We start from the raw sequence: 16096 nt of genomic DNA on the forward strand, positions 1-16096 counted from the left end.
ACCACGCGCATACCGCCGAGCCCGGGCGCGGTTTGGCTAACCCGCCCCGAAGCGTGCGGGTTAGCGCAAGTGGGCGGGCTCGGGCTAGACCGAACAAGGGCGTCCCGACCGGATGCCCGATCGACGGCAAGATGCGCGTCGATGGCGGGGAGGTCGCACCATGAATGCGCGTTCGCGCAGGAGATCATTGAGCATGCGCACCGGAGACGTCGGGGACAGGGCCAGCCGCGCGTCGAGCGCTGTCTCCCACTGCTCGGTCAACCCGAGCATCAGACGCTGGCGCATGCCCGGGGTGACGTGGGCGTAGCGCGCCGAGACGGAGCTGTCGATGTGGCCCATCCGTTGGTCCATGAGAACTCTCTCCGTGCCAAGGTCCTCCATCGCGGTGCGGTGGGTGTGGCGGAGGCCGTGGGGTGTGAGGCCCTTGGCGATCGGGAGCCAGCAGGCGTCGGCACGGTCGTTGGCCGCGCGCCCGCGGACCGGGACGCCAGGCCACGGTTCGCCGAGCAGTGGCACGGGGCGGGCCTCCTGTGGTGCCTTCTTCGGGTACCAGCCGGAGACCGCGGGGGTGAACAGCCAGGTCGCGAAGCCGTTTCGGCGCCAGTGAGCCGCGTGCTCCGAGACCACACCGCCACGCACGAACCCTAGGTCCGCGATGGCCTGCGCCACCCTCATCCGCTTGGCTTCGGCAACACGGTCCGGGTGGTTGAGGACGTTGGACACCGTGCCCGTGGAGACTTCGGCATGGCGCGCGACGTCGACGAGCTTCGCGCCCTGGTGGCCGCCGGCACGAGTCGCGCCCTGCCCTCGGAAGACATAGATCTTGCCGTGGCAAGGGCAGGGTTTCGGCTTCGTGCGGGCGACGTGGTTGGCGACCAGGGCCGATAGCCAGTCCATCGCGTCGATGGTGCGGTAACTGTCGTCCTTGGGTGGGCAGCGCACCAGCTCGCCGGTGTCGAGTTCGTACAGCTGCCATTCGACGCGGACGGCCCCGGGGCGGGCGAACTCCGTTTCCAAGCCAACGATTTCGCCCCAGCGCATGCCGGTGTACCCCTTGAGGACGACGGCGACGAACTCGTCGTCGCGGCCGGAGAGCAGGGCGGCTCGTTCGGCGGTCAGCAGGATGCCCAGCGGGTCAGTGACGACCTTCTCCGGGCCACGGTTGCGGGAGCGGCCGGCGCGCTTGCCGCGTCCACGCCGCCTGGCGGCCGGGTTGGTCGTGATCAGGCCGTCGTAAACCGCGTCCTCGAAGATCACGTGGAGTGTCGCGCGCCAGGTCCTGACGCTGGAGGCCGCGTAGACGGCCTTCTCCTTCTTCTCCCACAGGTCGATGTCCGTGCGCAGGATGCCGGCGAGCGCCTTGTCCTCGAAGTCGGGGAGCAGGTGCTCCTCGATGTGGCGCTTGTAGTTCTGCATGGTCGAGGCGGCCAGGTCCTGGGCCTCGTACCAGCGGTTCGCGTACTCGCCGAAGGTCTCCTGGCCGAGTGACGGATCGGGCCGATCACCGCCCCGGTCCTTGTCCCCGGCCACGGCCGCAGTCCGTCGTACCTCGCCACCGTCCCTGCCGATGCCGAGCCTGAGCATCTACGCCCTCCTCCCACGCGAACTCATGGCTCACGCAGGCCTCCCACGGAACTCCCCAGGCCAACTCGACACGCCGGAGAAGATCACGCGAAGGGACCGAACAAGGTCACTCGAAGGGTGTGGAGATCAGCACAGCAGGTTTGCTGACGGTTCCCTGTCGGCGACGAGCGAATCATCCGCCACCGACACTCGGGAGATCTCCCAACTCCCCCGCAAATGAAGCCTGTTGCTGTCAAGGGGTTAGCGGCGAATTCCTGCGGACACTTTGTCCGCTCGTCGCACTCGCGTAGTGGAATCGTCTCTTCACGCTCCGTTGCACGAATCCCGACGGACCGCACCACCCAATACCCGACCCAGGCGGCTCTCTGCCCGAGCCACCGCTCTCCCCCGCCTATCCCGCACTGGAGGAGTCTTCCCATGGCAGCCCGTACACGCAGTTCAGAGGGCGTGACCTCCGTTCCGACCGGCACAGCGGTCCCCCTCCAGCGTCAGAGAGGTGCGGAGGGAACCGTCGAGCCGGCCACAAGCGCGATCTCGCCGATGGTCGCTGTCACGCTGCATGACGGCTACTACGGGTGCACATCGGGCACCGGCTTCAGCAACAGGGCCTTCCTTGAGGTACTCGCGCGGACACTGCCCCGAGGCCGCCTCCTGGTCATGCCCCTTCACATCTCACGCTCCGACCCCAGTTACGACCCCACGTGGGTGGCCGAGACAGAGGAAATGCTGCGACTGTCCGGGGCCGAGGTCATTCCGGTTCCGGGTGGCCGAGCTGCGACTACCGCCCTCGCGGGCTGCGAAGCACTGTGCGAGCGGATCGCGGAAACCGCCCGGGCGCGCCTTGCCGATACGCCGATGGCCCAGCTGATCGGCCTGGACATCCCTTTCCTCGGGCTCGGACTCCATCAACGCGCCGACGATCCGTTCAGCCTTCTTCTCCTGCCCCGGTCGACGAGCGAACTCGCCTCACCGGAGGACCGGCGACGCATCCGCTGGGAGCACAAGGGGCTGGTAGCCGCTGTGCGTGGCGGTGCGCGCGTCGCCGCCATCTCGCACCACATGCGCGGCCATCTTGAGCAGGTCTACGGCGTCCCGCGGCACGCGGTGGTCGACCTCCCCAACGGCCTGCTCCTGAGCGACCACGAGGACGTGACCCCGGCTCCGCTGCCGCCGAAGGCCGAAGCGGGGTTCCTGCTGGCCATGGGCCGGGCGGTGGAGAGCAAGGGCTTCGAGGACCTGCTGGAAGCCGTCCGCATCCTCGGTACGTGGGACGAGCACGTGCCACACCTCCTGCTCGCGCCCACAACGCACACGGAGACCTTGACCGGCTACCAGCGGCGGCTCCAGGCGATGGTCCGCGACTACGCGATCGACGCGACGTTTCTGCCTCGGTTCTCCTCTCAGTACCGCTCGTGGCTGCGGAGCCCGGCCCTCCGGGGAGTGGTGGTGCCTTCCCGAGCCGAACCCTTCGGGAGGATCCCCCTCGAAGCTTTCGCCTCGGGGGCCGCTCCGGTGATCGCGACTCGGGCGGGCGGGCTCACGGAGACCGTCGTCGACGGGTTGACCGGGTTCACGGCGGAAGCCCGTGACCCCATGGACCTCGCCCACGCGATCAGGCGGGCGCTTCACATCAGCGCCCGAGAGCGCGAGCAAATGCGAGGGCGCGGAAGGGCACTGCTCATGGCCCGGCACGACTACGAGGCCACGATCGGCTCCTACCTGCGCCAGTACGTCCCTTGGGCGATGACGCTCAGCACTTCCATGAGGAGTGGAGCGTGACCACCGCCGCATTGGTCGCCCTCAACTCTCCTTATCCCTTCTGGCAGTTATCCGATCGGCATGCCGGACAGTTACAGTCCGCCTTTCCGGACGTCCGGTTCCTGCTCGTCCAGGAGCACGACGTACCTGCCGAGATCCGCACCGCTGACGTCTATTTCGGCTGGTCCTTCGACGCTGAGTGGCTCAGCGCCTCCCCACGGCTCCGCTGGACGGCCACTCCGTCCGCAGGCATCGATCACTGGCCGGTAACCGCGCTCAATGCCGCGGGCGTCACGCTCTCCCGCGGGTACGGCTATCACGGGAGGCCGATGGCCGAGCACGCGATCGGCCTGCTTCTCGGCTTCTCTCGGGGCCTGTTCACGAGTACACGGCTTCAGACCCGGTCCGTCTGGTGGAAGGACGACCTCGCCAGCAGCTTCTTCGACCTGTACGGCGAGACGCTCACGATCGTCGGCTGCGGCTCCGTCGGCCTCCGCCTCGCCGAGGTGGCGCAGGCCGTCGGAATGCACGTCATAGGCGTACGGCGTAGCCCCCCTCGCCCTGAACCCGGTGGGATCGAATGGGTGCCGACGCACCGTGTTCGTGAAGCACTTCCACGCTCGCGCGCCGTCGTCAACCTGCTTCCCGCGACCGACGAGACGCAGGGCTTCTTCGACGAGAGCACCTTCAAAGCGTGCCGCCCCGGGACGGTCTTCATCAACCTCGGGCGGGCCAGCACCGTCGACCACGACGCGCTCCTCGCCGCCCTCGAACAGGGCCCACTGGCCGGCGCCGCCCTCGACGTACAGCCGCGTAAGCCGCCCGCGCTCGACGATCCGCTCCGCCACCACCCGCGGATCGTGCTCACGCCGAAGACCGCCGTCTTCAGCCACGCCTACATGGACCAGGCAGTCGCCTTCTTCGTCGACAACCTCCGGCGTTTCCTCGCCGGCCAGCCCCTCAACGGTGCTGTCACCCCAACCCACGGAGGGACACATGACCCTTACTGACCAGCAGTCGTCCAGGACCGACCTGTTGCGGCGGTTCGCCGAGTCGGGTCGGAACCACCCCTACCTGGCGTTCACGCTCAACTCCATCTGCAACCTCGACTGCGTCTTCTGCAAGCCCCGGTGCATGCCCGACTACGGGCACAAGGACAAGACGCTCACGGTCTCCGACTACGCGGGCATCGCGAACGAGGCTGGGCTCTGGGGCATCCGCAAGGCGCACTGCTCAGGCGGGGAGCCGACGCTGCGTGCCGACATCCTCGACATCATCGGAGCGCTCTCCGACGGACTCGGCGACGAGGCGACCGTCGGCATGACCAGCCACGGCAACCTGCGCCGCGGCCTGACCGTGGACGCTCTGCACGATGCCGGGCTCACGTACCTGAACATCAGCCTGCACAGCCTCGATCCCGCACGGTCTACCGAGATCATGGGCGGCGGCGACCCGCGAGTCTCCCGCGCAACGATCGACCGGGCACTCGAACTCGGCCTCAAAGTCAAGATCAACTGTGTGCTCCAGCGGTCGTACCTGGACGACGCCTTCGGTGTCGCCGAACTCGCCAAGCGACTCCCCATCGCCGTACGGCTGATCGAACTGCAGCGCATCGGACCGGCGGAGGCGCTGTTCCCCACGGAGTTCGTGCCTGAGGCGGAGGTCCGCGAACGCCTCCACGCCTGGTTCGAGAAGGCCGGCGAGATCTCCCGAACCGAGTTGGGAGTGCGAAGCCCGGGCCAGTACCTGCGGCCGCCCGGCTGGGCGGGCTCCATCGGGTTCATCTCCAACTCCTCCTGCGCCACCTGCTCCGACGCCAACCGCATCAAGGTCACGCCCACCGGTATCGCCCGGCCCTGCATCCTGCACAACCGCGACATCGCCCTGAAGCAGCACCTCGCGGACGGCACCATGGCCGACGCCTACGCCCACCTCTTCAACGCCATGCTCGAACGGGACAGCAACGAGGCCTGGCAGGGCTTCCACTACGTCGACTACGACCTGCGCTGGGACCGCATGGAGCGGCCGGAAGGCGTGCCCGTGCTTCCCCTGCTGCCTGTGGCCAGCGGTACGGGTGGGGGCTGCTCGCTTCGCCGGCCCGGCGGTGAGTCCGAGTGACCACGGTCCGTTCCACCACGTCGTACACGCGGCTCGGTGCCATCTACGCCGAGCAGTTGGCCACCCAGGGCGTCACCGCGAGCATGCTCACGCACAAGTGGCAGGCCGTCGATCTCCTCGCACCGCACTCGGACATCGACATCCGCGTGATCCTCGACCGGGCCCCCGACTCGTGGTGGGAGTGGAACGAGCAACTGGCCGCCGCCCATCACCGGGCGGTGCTCCTGGACCCGGCCCACAGCCGGCTGCTCGAACATCCGCCCGGGTTCGCGTTCACCGCCGGCGAGCTCGAACGGAACCAGGTGTCACCGGCCGAGATCTCCACCTGGAGCCTGGTCACGGGGAACGCGGCCACGCTCGGGCGGTGGCAGTCCCGTGCGCGGACGATGCCGTGGAGCCGCGCGGACGAGAGGTTCTACCGAGGGATCCTCGACGCACGGATCGGAGGTCGCTACCAACTCGACAAGGACAGCACCGACAACGTCCACCACGACCTCGACGGCTACCGAAGGCGCTGCATCGTCTGGCACTACGTGGCGCCGTGCTGGTTCGCGTCGGCGGCCCTCGCCACGCGCACCCGCTGCCCCGGGAAGACGGCGGCCCTCGACCAGTGGCACCCCGGCGAGCTCGAAGTCCTCGCCAAGGAGTTCCTCCGCCTGTCCACCTCCTCGGATCCGGACCCTTCTCCCGCGGACCTACTGCGCTCGGCCCACGTAACCGTGGACGCCGTACTGCGCCGCACACCGCGCCCGAGGCCGCTGCCGGAGGCATCGGAGGCGGAGGCAGCAGCGTGGACCACGACCGCCGGCATGCTCCGCGTGCGCGTCGCACGCTGGATCTACTACCTGGATCCTCCGCCGGAAACCGAGACCGGCTACCTGATCGCTCGCGAGGAGAAGGAACTCCGTTCCGCCCGGAACACCTTGACCCGCCTGGCCGACCGAACTTCCGGCGCCGACGCGTCGCTCGTGAAGGCCATGACGGAGCTGCTGCCACCAGGCCCGACCACGGCGGGCACCCTTCGCGACCTCCTCGCCCAGTGGAGTCGTCACCGTTCCGTCGTCGAAGACTTCCTCTCCGCCAACTCCGCGTGACCAAAGGGGCTTTCCATGACGTCCTCCGTGCTCTCCGGCGCGCCCAGGACCCTCAAGACCGCGAAAATCAAGATCACGACCAAGTGCAACCGCCACTGCGACTTCTGCATCTTCGCCGAAGGCGGCCAAGGCGAGAACATGCCGCTGGATACGTTCAGGCAGGTCCTCGATCGCCTCGGACAGATCCCGTTCCGGCAACTGCACATCAACGGCGGAGAACCAACCGTCCACCGCGACTTCGGCGAGCTCAGCGGTCTGGCCCGTGACCGTTTCCCGGACCAGGTGATGGTGCTCGGCTCCAACGCGATCACCCTGGTCCGCAACGAGCGTCTCCTCCAGGCGACCCTCGCGCACTACGACCAGGTCCTGATCGGCTGCGACGAGGAGCACGACAACTACGACGAGGTCGGCGCCGTCGTCCCCGTACTCCGGGAGGCCGGAAAGACCGTCGTCATTAACAGCGTGCTGGAGGCCATCGCCCCGGACCGTCTCGGTCAACTGGCCGCTCTGTGCGACGAGTACGGCGCCGTCCACGTCACCAACCACGTCCACCACATCGACGTCGGCCAGCCAGCCAACGATCTCGGCGGACTCTGTGACCGCAACGTCGACCAGCACCTCATGATCGAGGTCGACGGCGACTGCTACCGGTGCTTCAACGCCATGGCCAAGAACGACAGCGAGTTCACGGTCTGGGACGACGACTTCGCCACCAAGGTCTTCGCGCCGCGCCGCGAGCACTACGACTTCTGCCTGAAGTGCCACGAGTACAGGGACTCGGGTCTCCAGGTCGTCCCCTCCCCTCTCACCCGCCGCACGGCTTCCGTCTGACCACCACCTTCCCGGAGGTCCCCATGTCCGCAGCGCTCGGTCTGAACTTCCACCACGACACCTCCGCCTGCCTCGTCGTCAACGGCCGCATCTACGCGGCCGAGGAGGAGCGGTGGAGCGGCGTCAAGCACAACCGCACCACACGCAAGGGCGTCCTCACCGCCCCCACCCACGCCCTCGACTGGTGCCTGCGGTCCGCCGGTATCACCATCGAGGACATCGACCATGTGTGGACCCCGTCCATGCGTCCCAGCCCTCGGCACGGATCGTGGGTGTCCACCGAGCAGGGCGAACTCGCCGCCCTGCGCCCGGGGGTGCTCGGGCAGCCGCTGAAGCTCATCTCGCACCACACCGCGCACGTCCTGTCCGGCTATCTGCTCTCCGGCGAGGAACACGCCGCCGGCCTGGTCATCGACGCGGGCGGGTCCGCGCTCGGCACGGATATCGCGTCGGGACGCGAACGGATCACCGGCTACGACCTGACGCCGGACAGCATCGACCGGATCCACCAGGTCACACCGGCCATCGCCCCCGGCCCGTCCGGGCCCGTGCGCACCCACCCGTCCCTCGGCCACTTCTACCGCAACCTAGCGCTGCGGGTGATTCCGCCGGGCAACGAGGTCGAGGGCAGCATGATGGCCCTGGCCGCCTTCGGCGACCCGGACCGCTACTACAAGGAACTCCGCGACCTCGTCCGTCTCGGTGAGCACGGGCACGTACACATCGCGGCGCCATGGGGCTCGTACGACGCCGACACTCCGCTCGGGATCGAAGGCGCACTCTGGACCGCGCAGTCCGCCGACTCGAAGCCCCTGGACGCCCGCGCCGACCTGGCCGCGGCAGCCCAGCGGGTCTTCGCCGAGGCGGTCGTCCACGTGGCTCGTCACCTGCGTCATCTCACGGCCGCACGCACGCTCGTCTTCTCCGGCGGCTGCGCTCTGAATTCCCATCTCAACGGCACGCTCGCCGAGCAGTCCGGTTTCGAGAACCTGTTCGTCGCCCCGGCGCCGCACGACGCTGGCACCGCGGTCGGCGCGGCGCTCTACGCCTGGAACTACGTCCTCGGACAGCCCCTCCTGCCGACGCCCGAGGACGCCGACTGGGGCCCGCTCCCCGGCGCTCTGCCCGACGGAGCGCTCGCGGGCGGCTACCGCACCGTCTCCGACCTAGGTGAGCGGCTGATCCCCACCGTGGCCACGCTCCTCGCGGACCACCACGTCGTCGGCTGGGTGCGCGGCGGCATGGAGTTCGGGCCCAGGTCCCTCGGCCACCGCTCGATCCTCGCCCACCCCGGCGAGGCGGCGACCAAGACCCGCCTGAACGCGCTCAAACAGCGGGCCGACTACCGCCCGTTGGCGCCCCTGGTACTCGCCGAGGAAGCCGACGCGTGGTTCCTCGGCGACGGCGATCCGTTCATGAACCGCGTCGTACGCGCCCGGCACTGCAAGTCCGACCGAATGCCCGCGGTTGTCCACCACGACGGGACCGCCCGTCTCCAGACCGTGAGCCGAGGGCACTCCGGCGTCCGCCCGCTCCTGGAGGAGTTCCATCGGCTCACCGGCGTACCCGTCCTGCTGAACACCTCCCTGAACTTCAAGGGAACGCCCATCCTCCGCACCGCCGAACAGGCCGTCGCCGCCGCGGTCGAACTCGGTCTCGACGCCCTGGTCGTCGACGACACGTTGGTCCTCGCCCCGCACGTGCGGCTCGACACGGCCCTGACGGCCCCCGGCGGAACGGACCGCGCATGACCAGCACCCCCGCCATGGCGGACGAACTCGGCTTCAAGGACTGGCCGGAGCCGGAACGAGCGCGAGGCCGGCTCGCCGCGACCCTCGCCACGACGATCTACGCCGGTCACGTCCGAGACCAGGGCACGCCCTACATCAGCCATCCGGTGCGCGTCGTGGCCATCCTGAGGGACGAACTCGGCGTCACCGATCCCGAACTGCTCGTCCTCGGCTTGCTGCACGACGCGCTGGAGATCGCGCCGACTGCTGAGCGCCTCATCGCGTCCCAGCTGGGCCCAGCCCTCACCCAGCGCCTGCGTTCCATGACCCCCGACCATCGGCTGGAGCAGCGCCGGAAGCAGCCGTGGGACTCGGACATCTGGCACAACAAGATCAGGTGCCTCGGTCCGGAGGAACTGCTTACCCGTCTCGCCGACCGTATCGACAACCTGCGCGACCTGCGGCACTCGCCGGACCCGGACCGCCGGGCGCGCTTCCTCGACAGTCTGACCAGCACCTACCTGCCGCTCGCCGAGGAGTCCCGCGACGTGAGCGCAGCACTGCGAGCCGCGTACGAGGTGCTCCACGCCGAGTACCGACAGCAGGCGGAGGCGGGCACGTGACCCCGGTGGTCCACTCCATGTCGCCGCAGGGTCGCACCGGTGGCCGCGTCTACCTCCGCATGATCCACGAGGTCACAGCTGGCTCGATCGAGTGGCGGACGGTGCCGGACTACAAGCGCGTCTACGCCGTCCGCCGAGGACGTAAGGTGCGCCATCTCGCCCGCCTCGCGCCTCACATCCGCGAACTCAGAGACAGGCCGGGCGCGTTCCTCTGGGACGACCTCAGCATCCTGTTCTTCACCCCGGAGATGCGGGCCCGGACCGTCTTCGTCTTCCACCACTACGAGCCGCTGCAGTTCGATTCCTGGCCCCTCGAACCGCTGCTGTGGCGCAGGCTCTTCGCGGTTCTGTCCCAGTGCCGCGCGGTCGTATGCGTCGCTCCGTCCTGGGCGGCGTTCCTGCGGGAGCGCGGGGTGGACAACGTCCAGGTGATCTACAACGCCTTCAATCTCGCCGAGATCGACCGAGTCCGCGGTATGGACCCGGCCGATTGCAAGGCCCGCCTCGGTCTCCCTCAGAACGAGATCACGGTGTACGCGGGCAAGGCCGTGCACTGGAAGGGCGTCGAGACGGTCGCCAGGGCCGTCGAGGGCGAACCCGGGCTCCGTCTCGTGACGACCGGAAGCAACACCATCGGCTCCCCGGGGCTCCACTTCGACCTGCCCCGTCCCAGGTACCTCGAACTGCTGCGGGCCTGCGACGTCGGGGTCTTCACTCCGCGCATGCGGGAAGGGTGGAGCCGATGTGCCGCGGAGGCGCTGCTCCTGGGCATGCCCTGCCTCATCCAGCCGATCGCCGGACTCGGAGACCTCGCGCGTCTGACCGAGCAGCCGCAGCCGGATCCGCGTCGGCTAACCCAGCAGATACGGGAGCGGGCGGATGCGGCACCCGACGCGTCGAAGGCCGTGTACGAGACGCTGGCCCGCTTCGACACCGCGTACTTCGGCGACGCCTGGTCCCGCCTCCTCGCACAGGTGACGGGACCATGATCACGGAGTGATCAGCCGGCCAGCTTCGCCAGCGCAGCGTCGATCCGGGCGAGCGTTCGGTCCTTGCCGAGGACCTCCAGCGACTCGAAGAGGGGCAGACCGACCGTGCGGCCCGTGACCGCGACGCGCACCGGGGCCTGGGCCTTGCCCAGCTTCAGACCGTGCTCCTCGCCGGCAGCCAGGACCGCCTCCTTGAGGGACTCAGGGCTGGTCCAGTCGGCCGTCTCCAGCTTGGCCCGGGCCGTGGTGAGGAGCGCCACCGGGTCGCCCTTCATCGCCTTGTCCCAGGACGCCTCGTCCTCCACGGGCTCCTTCAGGAACAGGAAGTCGACGTTGGCCGTGATGTCCGACAGGACGGCCACGCGGGTCTGGGCATGGGGGGCGATCGCCTCCCACGCGGCCTGATCGAAGTCCTCTGGCGCCCAGTTGGCGTACGGAGCACGCAGCCACGGCTCGCAGGCCGCGACGAACGTCTCCAGCGGCAGGGATCGGATGTACTCGCCGTTGAAGGCGGTGAGCTTCTTGATGTCGAAGAAGGCCGGCGAGGTGTTCACGTCCTCGACGCGGAACTTCTGCTCCAGCTCCTCGTACGGAAGGATCTCGACGTCGTCCCCAGGACCCCAGCCGAGCAGCATCAGGTAGTTGGTCATCGCCTCCGGCAGGAAGCCCTCGGCGAGGTAGTCCTCAAGAGCGACCTTGTCCCGGCGCTTGGACAGCTTCTGCCGCTTCTCGTTCACGATCACCGGCAGGTGCGCCCACACCGGGGCCTTCGCGCCGAGCGCCTCCCACAGGAGCTGCTGCTTGGGCGTGTTCGACAGGTGCTCGTCACCCCGGATAACCAGGGTGATGCCCTCGTCGAGGTCGTCGACCACGTTGGCGATCAGGAAGACCGGGGAGCCGTCACCGCGGGCGATGACGAAGTCCTCGATCGCCGAGTTCGGGAAGGACGGCTCACCCCGGATGAGGTCCACGACGACCGTCTCGCCCTCGGTGGGCGTACGGAACCGCAGCGCCCGGCCCTCCACGTACTCCAGCCCCCGGTCCCGGCAGAAGCCGTCGTAGCCGAGGTGCTGCGAACCGGTCCGCTCCTGGAGCTGCTCACGGGTGCAGTCGCAGTAGTACGCGCGGCCCTGCGCGTAGAGCTGCTGTGCGGCCTCGGTGTGACGGTCGGCGTTCTGCGACTGGAAGTACGGACCCTCGAAGGCGGGATCGTCCTTGGAGATCCCGATGGACGCGAGCGCGCTGATGATGCCGTCGATCCACTCCGGCTTGTTGCGGGCCGCGTCGGTGTCCTCGATACGCAGGACGAACTTGCCCCCCGACTGTCGTGCGACGGCCCAGTTGTAGAGAGCCGACCGGGCCCCGCCAACGTGGAACATTCCAGTCGGGGACGGGGCGAAGCGCACGCGCGTGGAGGCTGTAGACATGGGCGCAAGCCTACCGATTCCCAGTAGGTGCTCGCCCGCACCCACAGGAGCTGGCGTCATCCTTCTCATCGCACCCAGCGAGCCCGCGCCCCTTCAGTCCGTCGCTGTGCGACGGCTGCGTTCGCATACGTGCCAGGCTGTGGCCTCGCTGACCTCGAATGTCGCGCCGAGCTGGGCATACGTGGCTCCGCTTTCCTCACGCATCCGTACGAGATCGGCTTCCTGTGCATTGGTGAGAGCATGCCGTCCGCCTCGTCCAGAGGCCGGTACAGGAGGTGGATCGGCGAGGTGGCGCCAAGTCGCCCCCTGCACAGCCGCTCGAACTGTCGCGTACTTCAGATGAAATTTGTCAGCGAGCGATCGTATGGAGGCACCGTTGGCATGCTCAAGCCTCATCTCCCCCACTGTCGCCGCAGTCAGGAGTACGCCTGGACGGCGCGCTTCCTCTAGGGTCTCTTCGGCCGCCTGTTCATCGACGTGCGCCCAGGTGACGCCCCGGATCGCATCGTGAACGGTGTTGTAGGTAAGGCCGTCTCTCGTCGCGAGATAGCGAACCGACGCGCCACCAGCATGCTCACGCCTCAACCGACGCACATGATCATCGTCCAGAACGGTAGGGCTCGGCTGGTCGGGTTCAGCAGGCTGAGGCCGGCCGATTGGCGGCGGGTTGTCCACCCGGCGCCAGGTGACGCCATAGACCGCCTTGGACAGCGCCCTGCTGGTCACCCCAAACGCACGAGCAAGACCATCTACCGACGCCCCGTTCTGCACCTGCCGCCGCGCGTCGCGCACCAGCTCGGCTGTGAGCACCCTCCGGCCGCCGAGGTGTTCCCGTTCTGAGCCATCAGGATGACCTTCCGGGGTTTGCGGCGACACGTGAAAGCACTCCCCACCTACTGAACCCGGGCAAGGCCAGGCTCGGACCTTCAGTAGGCCGCCACATGTACGGTGACAGGACCACCTCCGAGGGCCACACCGTTCTTTACGGGTATGGACTGATCCGTTTGCATGCTGTCCGCGGTCGACGCCCCGTCCAGCTCAGGCAGCTTGATCCCGCTCCCCGACAGCCGCCGGAACCGACGACGTCAGCGACTTTACCGGCCTCGCCAGGCATCCCCGCTGATCATCTCGTCGCACAGCAGATACAGGAGGGAAGGACGGAGCTTCCTCCGGGCCCTCGACAGTCCTCTCGTACGAAGTCTCCAGCCCAATATCGAACCACGTCGTCTTGCCATCAGGTTGCGGCTGCATGCCCCAGGCATGCGCCAAAGCGCCGACGAGCAGGAGACCTCGGCCGCTCTCATCGCTCGGCCCGGCTACAACGGCACTCGACATCGTCGGGTCAGTGTCCGTGACCTCCACACGAAGCCGTTCGGCGGTGCGCGTCACAACGACCTCGCACTGGCCAGCTGAATGCAGGACTGCGTTGGCTATAACCTCACTCGCCAGCAGCTCGACGGTCTCCAGCGCTTCGTTTTGCAGGGAGGGGACCAAATCCCGGGCCAGCGCTACGACTTGACGGCGCGCGGCCGGGACCGCGTCCGCAGCAGCGGTAGCCGTGAATCCGTTCGTCGGACGTTCGGAATTGCTGCGTGCCATGACGTCAACCTCACATCGGTAGCGGCCTCACTGAACGGAAGCCTTCCATCCGACTAGAGCCGTGCGACGACAGTCTGTCCCTAGGTATTCCACGCAAGACGTCTTGCACTTGGGGTGAGTTGTGGTACCTGAGGAGCAGCGTGCCGTCTCCACCTTCTTGCCGACCAGCCGGGATCAGCGGACCGCTCAGCTACTGAACTGCCCCTCCAACAACCCTGGCATGGCCGGAAAACTGACGGCGGCCGTGGCAAAGTCCAGGTGTGCGGCCAGTTGAGTCCAGGCTGATGGCCACCGGAATTCCAGGTGGATGGCCGTCTGACCTGTGGTGTTCCTGATCGCTTCCTTATCTGAAGGAGACCCCTCCGTCCGGTTTGCTGGTGTTTGCGAGCAACAGCTACCGGCCGGAGAGGTCCTGTGACGAAGTCTGACAGAGAGATCATGGAAATCCTTGAGGCGTACGACCTGACCGGGACGGTCTGGTCGGCGGCCACCTTGGCGGGACACGATCCGAAGACGGTCAAGCGGTACGTCGAGGCCCGCGCCAGCGGGCGAAATCCTTATGAACGACAGCCGCGGCCGAAGATGATCGACGCGTTCGGGGAGAAGGTCGAGGAGTGGGTCGAGCAGTCGAAGGCGACGATCCGCGCCGACGTGGTCCACGACAAGCTCGTGACGATGGGCTACCGGGGCAGCGCACGCTCGACGAGGCGGGCGGTGAACGCGGCGAAGACGGCCTGGAAGGCGGGCAAGCGCCGCACCTACCGGCCGTGGATTCCCGAGCCGGGCCGGTGGCTGCAGTTCGACTGGGGCGAGGGTCCGCGCATCGCGGGGCGTCGGACCTGGCTGTTCTGCGCATGGCTGTCCTGGTCCCGGTTCCGGGTGGTGATCCCGGTCTGGGACTGCACCCTGGGCACGCTGGTGGCCTGCCTGGACACCACGTTGCGTCGGATCGGCGGGGCACCGACATACGTACTGACGGACAACGCGAAAACGGTCACCGTCGAGCACATCGCCGGGATCCCGGTGCGGCACCCGCAGATGGTCGCCGCCGGCCGGCATTACGGCTGCCAGGTGGTCAGTTGCGTGCCCTACGACCCCGAATCGAAGGGCGGCGCGGAGGCCACGGTCCGCATCGCGAAGGCCGACCTGGTGCCCACGGACGCGAACCTTCTTCCCGCCTACGACACCTTCGCCGAGCTCGCCGATGCCTGCCGGACCTGGTGCGAGCAGGTGAACTCCCGCCGCCACCGGGCGACGGGGCAGATACCCGCCGACCGCCTGGACATCGAACGCACCACCCTGCACATCCTGCCCGTCGAGCCACTTGCGCTCGCGCTGGGTGAGGAACGGCTGGTCGGCTCGGACCGCACCATCAGTTTCAACGCGGTGCGCTACTCGACTCCGCCGGGCTATACCGGTGCGAGGGTGTGGTGCCGGGTGGTCGGCGAGGAACTGTCCATCACCGCCCGCACCAACTCCGGTGATCTGTCGGAGATTTGGCGCCACCAGCTTTCCACTCCGGGTGTTCCGCAGATCATCGACGAGCACTACCCCGGCCATCCCGACGGCCGCAGCATCCACCAGCCGAGGCTGCGGCCCCGCTCGGAAGCGGAGATCGCGTTCGTGGGCATCGGCCCCGGCGCCGGGCGCTGGCTCAAGGAAGCCGGACCCGCCGGCGCGGTCCGTATCCGCGCCAAGATGGCCCGCGCGGTCGAGCTGGCCACCGTCCTGGGCAACGACCGGGTCGACCAGGCCCTGGGACTTGCGGCCACGGCCGGGCGTTTCGCCGACGGCGACCTGCTCTCGATCCTGGGACACATCGCGGACAGCAAGCCCGCCGGCGAGGTCGTCCGCGCGGACGAAGCCCACTCCGTCCAGAACGGAACCAGTGGCTGGCAGGCCCTGGGCCGCTGACCCAACACGCCACCCACCAGCACATCCTGACTGCACGTCAGCAAAGAGAACGGCACCGCCATGAGTTTCCCCAACCCGCCCGCCCTGCCCGAGGAACTCGACAAGCTCATGCGCCGCATGCGTCTGCCCTATATGCGCAAGGCGGCTCCCGACGTGCTGGCCACCGCCCGCGCGCAACGCTGGGATCCCGCCGAGGTTCTGCGGCTGCTGATAGCCGAGGAGGTCACCGGCCGCGATGCGGCCACCCGGCGGCTGCGGCGCCACTCGGCGAACTTCCCCACCGGCAAAACTCTGGGCTCCTGGCGGGCCGAGGATTCCACCATCCCCGAACCCACCCAGAACTCCCTGATCACCCTGGAGTGGATCGGCCGCTCCGAGAACCTGGTGATCGCCGGCCCGTCGGGCACAGGGAAAAGTCATTTCACCGAG

General features: G+C 68.1%; 14 protein-coding genes. 10 read left to right on the top strand and 4 right to left on the bottom strand.

Going from position 1 to position 16096, the window contains the following annotated elements; all coding sequences use genetic code 11:
- Nucleotides 1-84: 84 nt before the first annotated feature.
- A complete protein-coding gene (locus M2283_RS19845; protein WP_280877608.1) occupies nucleotides 85-1584 on the bottom strand; it encodes a LacI family DNA-binding transcriptional regulator in 1500 nt (499 codons plus the stop codon).
- A 540-nt stretch (nucleotides 1585-2124) separates the two neighbouring features.
- Between M2283_RS19845 and M2283_RS19850 the strand changes: the two genes are divergently transcribed.
- Genes M2283_RS19850 through M2283_RS19885 form a run of 8 tightly spaced genes read left to right on the top strand, consistent with a single transcriptional unit; the run spans nucleotide 2125 to nucleotide 10727 of the window.
- Complete coding sequence (locus M2283_RS19850) at nucleotides 2125-3363, top strand: glycosyltransferase family 4 protein (protein ID WP_280877609.1); 1239 nt, start codon at nucleotides 2125-2127, stop codon at nucleotides 3361-3363.
- Nucleotides 3360-4352 (top strand): D-2-hydroxyacid dehydrogenase, encoded by a 993-nt coding sequence (locus tag M2283_RS19855; protein ID WP_280877610.1) that lies wholly within the window; start codon nucleotides 3360-3362, stop codon nucleotides 4350-4352. The genes M2283_RS19850 and M2283_RS19855 overlap by 4 nt, the downstream gene beginning before the upstream one ends.
- The gene (locus M2283_RS19860) at nucleotides 4339-5460 is read left to right on the top strand and encodes a radical SAM protein (protein ID WP_280877611.1); all 1122 of its coding nucleotides are present in this window, start codon (nucleotides 4339-4341) and stop codon (nucleotides 5458-5460) included. Before M2283_RS19855 ends, M2283_RS19860 begins: the two co-directional genes overlap by 14 nt.
- A complete protein-coding gene (locus tag M2283_RS19865; RefSeq protein ID WP_280877612.1) occupies nucleotides 5457-6554 on the top strand; it encodes a hypothetical protein in 1098 nt (365 codons plus the stop codon). Before M2283_RS19860 ends, M2283_RS19865 begins: the two co-directional genes overlap by 4 nt.
- A 15-nt stretch (nucleotides 6555-6569) precedes the next feature.
- The gene (locus tag M2283_RS19870; RefSeq protein WP_280877613.1) at nucleotides 6570-7385 is read left to right on the top strand and encodes a radical SAM protein; all 816 of its coding nucleotides are present in this window, start codon (nucleotides 6570-6572) and stop codon (nucleotides 7383-7385) included.
- A 23-nt stretch (nucleotides 7386-7408) separates the two neighbouring features.
- A complete protein-coding gene (locus M2283_RS19875) occupies nucleotides 7409-9136 on the top strand; it encodes a carbamoyltransferase C-terminal domain-containing protein (RefSeq protein WP_280877614.1) in 1728 nt (575 codons plus the stop codon).
- Complete coding sequence (locus tag M2283_RS19880) at nucleotides 9133-9738, top strand: HD domain-containing protein (protein WP_280877615.1); 606 nt, start codon at nucleotides 9133-9135, stop codon at nucleotides 9736-9738. The genes M2283_RS19875 and M2283_RS19880 overlap by 4 nt, the downstream gene beginning before the upstream one ends.
- The gene (locus M2283_RS19885; RefSeq protein WP_280877616.1) at nucleotides 9735-10727 is read left to right on the top strand and encodes a glycosyltransferase; all 993 of its coding nucleotides are present in this window, start codon (nucleotides 9735-9737) and stop codon (nucleotides 10725-10727) included. The genes M2283_RS19880 and M2283_RS19885 overlap by 4 nt, the downstream gene beginning before the upstream one ends.
- An 11-nt stretch (nucleotides 10728-10738) precedes the next feature.
- On the opposite strand, the gene gltX is transcribed toward M2283_RS19885, so the two are convergent.
- The 3 genes from gltX to M2283_RS51955 form a co-directional block, all read right to left on the bottom strand.
- Nucleotides 10739-12106, bottom strand: coding sequence for a glutamate--tRNA ligase (gltX, locus tag M2283_RS19890; protein ID WP_280877657.1), 1368 nt, complete (start codon nucleotides 12104-12106; stop codon nucleotides 10739-10741).
- Nucleotides 12107-12247: 141 nt separating this feature from the next.
- Complete coding sequence (locus M2283_RS19895; protein ID WP_280877617.1) at nucleotides 12248-13030, bottom strand: hypothetical protein; 783 nt, start codon at nucleotides 13028-13030, stop codon at nucleotides 12248-12250.
- Between the two features lie 162 nt (nucleotides 13031-13192).
- Nucleotides 13193-13753 (bottom strand): ATP-binding protein, encoded by a 561-nt coding sequence (locus M2283_RS51955; RefSeq protein WP_432423099.1) that lies wholly within the window; start codon nucleotides 13751-13753, stop codon nucleotides 13193-13195.
- Nucleotides 13754-14191: 438 nt separating this feature from the next.
- Here M2283_RS51955 and istA point away from each other — a divergent pair, with 438 nt between their 5' ends.
- Together istA and M2283_RS19910 are read left to right on the top strand one after the other, a co-directional pair.
- On the top strand, nucleotides 14192-15667 hold the full coding sequence (istA, locus tag M2283_RS19905) for an IS21 family transposase (protein WP_280877619.1): 1476 nt from the start codon (nucleotides 14192-14194) through the stop codon (nucleotides 15665-15667).
- A 60-nt stretch (nucleotides 15668-15727) separates the two neighbouring features.
- On the top strand, nucleotides 15728-16096 hold a 369-nt coding region (locus M2283_RS19910), incomplete at its 3' end, for an ATP-binding protein (protein ID WP_280877620.1).

The sequence above is a fragment of the Streptomyces pseudovenezuelae genome, from assembly GCF_029892565.1.
In the GTDB taxonomy this organism is placed as follows: domain Bacteria; phylum Actinomycetota; class Actinomycetes; order Streptomycetales; family Streptomycetaceae; genus Streptomyces; species Streptomyces pseudovenezuelae_A.

Bases quoted from the DNA above. Each gene is read 5' to 3' on its own strand.
- gltX (WP_280877657.1), bottom strand. From the start codon at position 12,106: ATGTTCCACGTTGGCGGGGCCCGGTCGGCTCTCTACAACTGGGCCGTC.
- istA (WP_280877619.1), top strand. From the start codon at position 14,192: ATGGAAATCCTTGAGGCGTACGACCTGACCGGGACGGTCTGGTCGGCG.
- M2283_RS19880 (WP_280877615.1), top strand. From the start codon at position 9,133: ATGACCAGCACCCCCGCCATGGCGGACGAACTCGGCTTCAAGGACTGG.
- M2283_RS19850 (WP_280877609.1), top strand. From the start codon at position 2,125: ATGGTCGCTGTCACGCTGCATGACGGCTACTACGGGTGCACATCGGGC.
- M2283_RS19875 (WP_280877614.1), top strand. From the start codon at position 7,409: ATGTCCGCAGCGCTCGGTCTGAACTTCCACCACGACACCTCCGCCTGC.
- M2283_RS19860 (WP_280877611.1), top strand. From the start codon at position 4,339: ATGACCCTTACTGACCAGCAGTCGTCCAGGACCGACCTGTTGCGGCGG.
- M2283_RS51955 (WP_432423099.1), bottom strand. From the start codon at position 13,753: ATGGCACGCAGCAATTCCGAACGTCCGACGAACGGATTCACGGCTACC.
- M2283_RS19870 (WP_280877613.1), top strand. From the start codon at position 6,570: ATGACGTCCTCCGTGCTCTCCGGCGCGCCCAGGACCCTCAAGACCGCG.
- M2283_RS19845 (WP_280877608.1), bottom strand. From the start codon at position 1,584: ATGCTCAGGCTCGGCATCGGCAGGGACGGTGGCGAGGTACGACGGACT.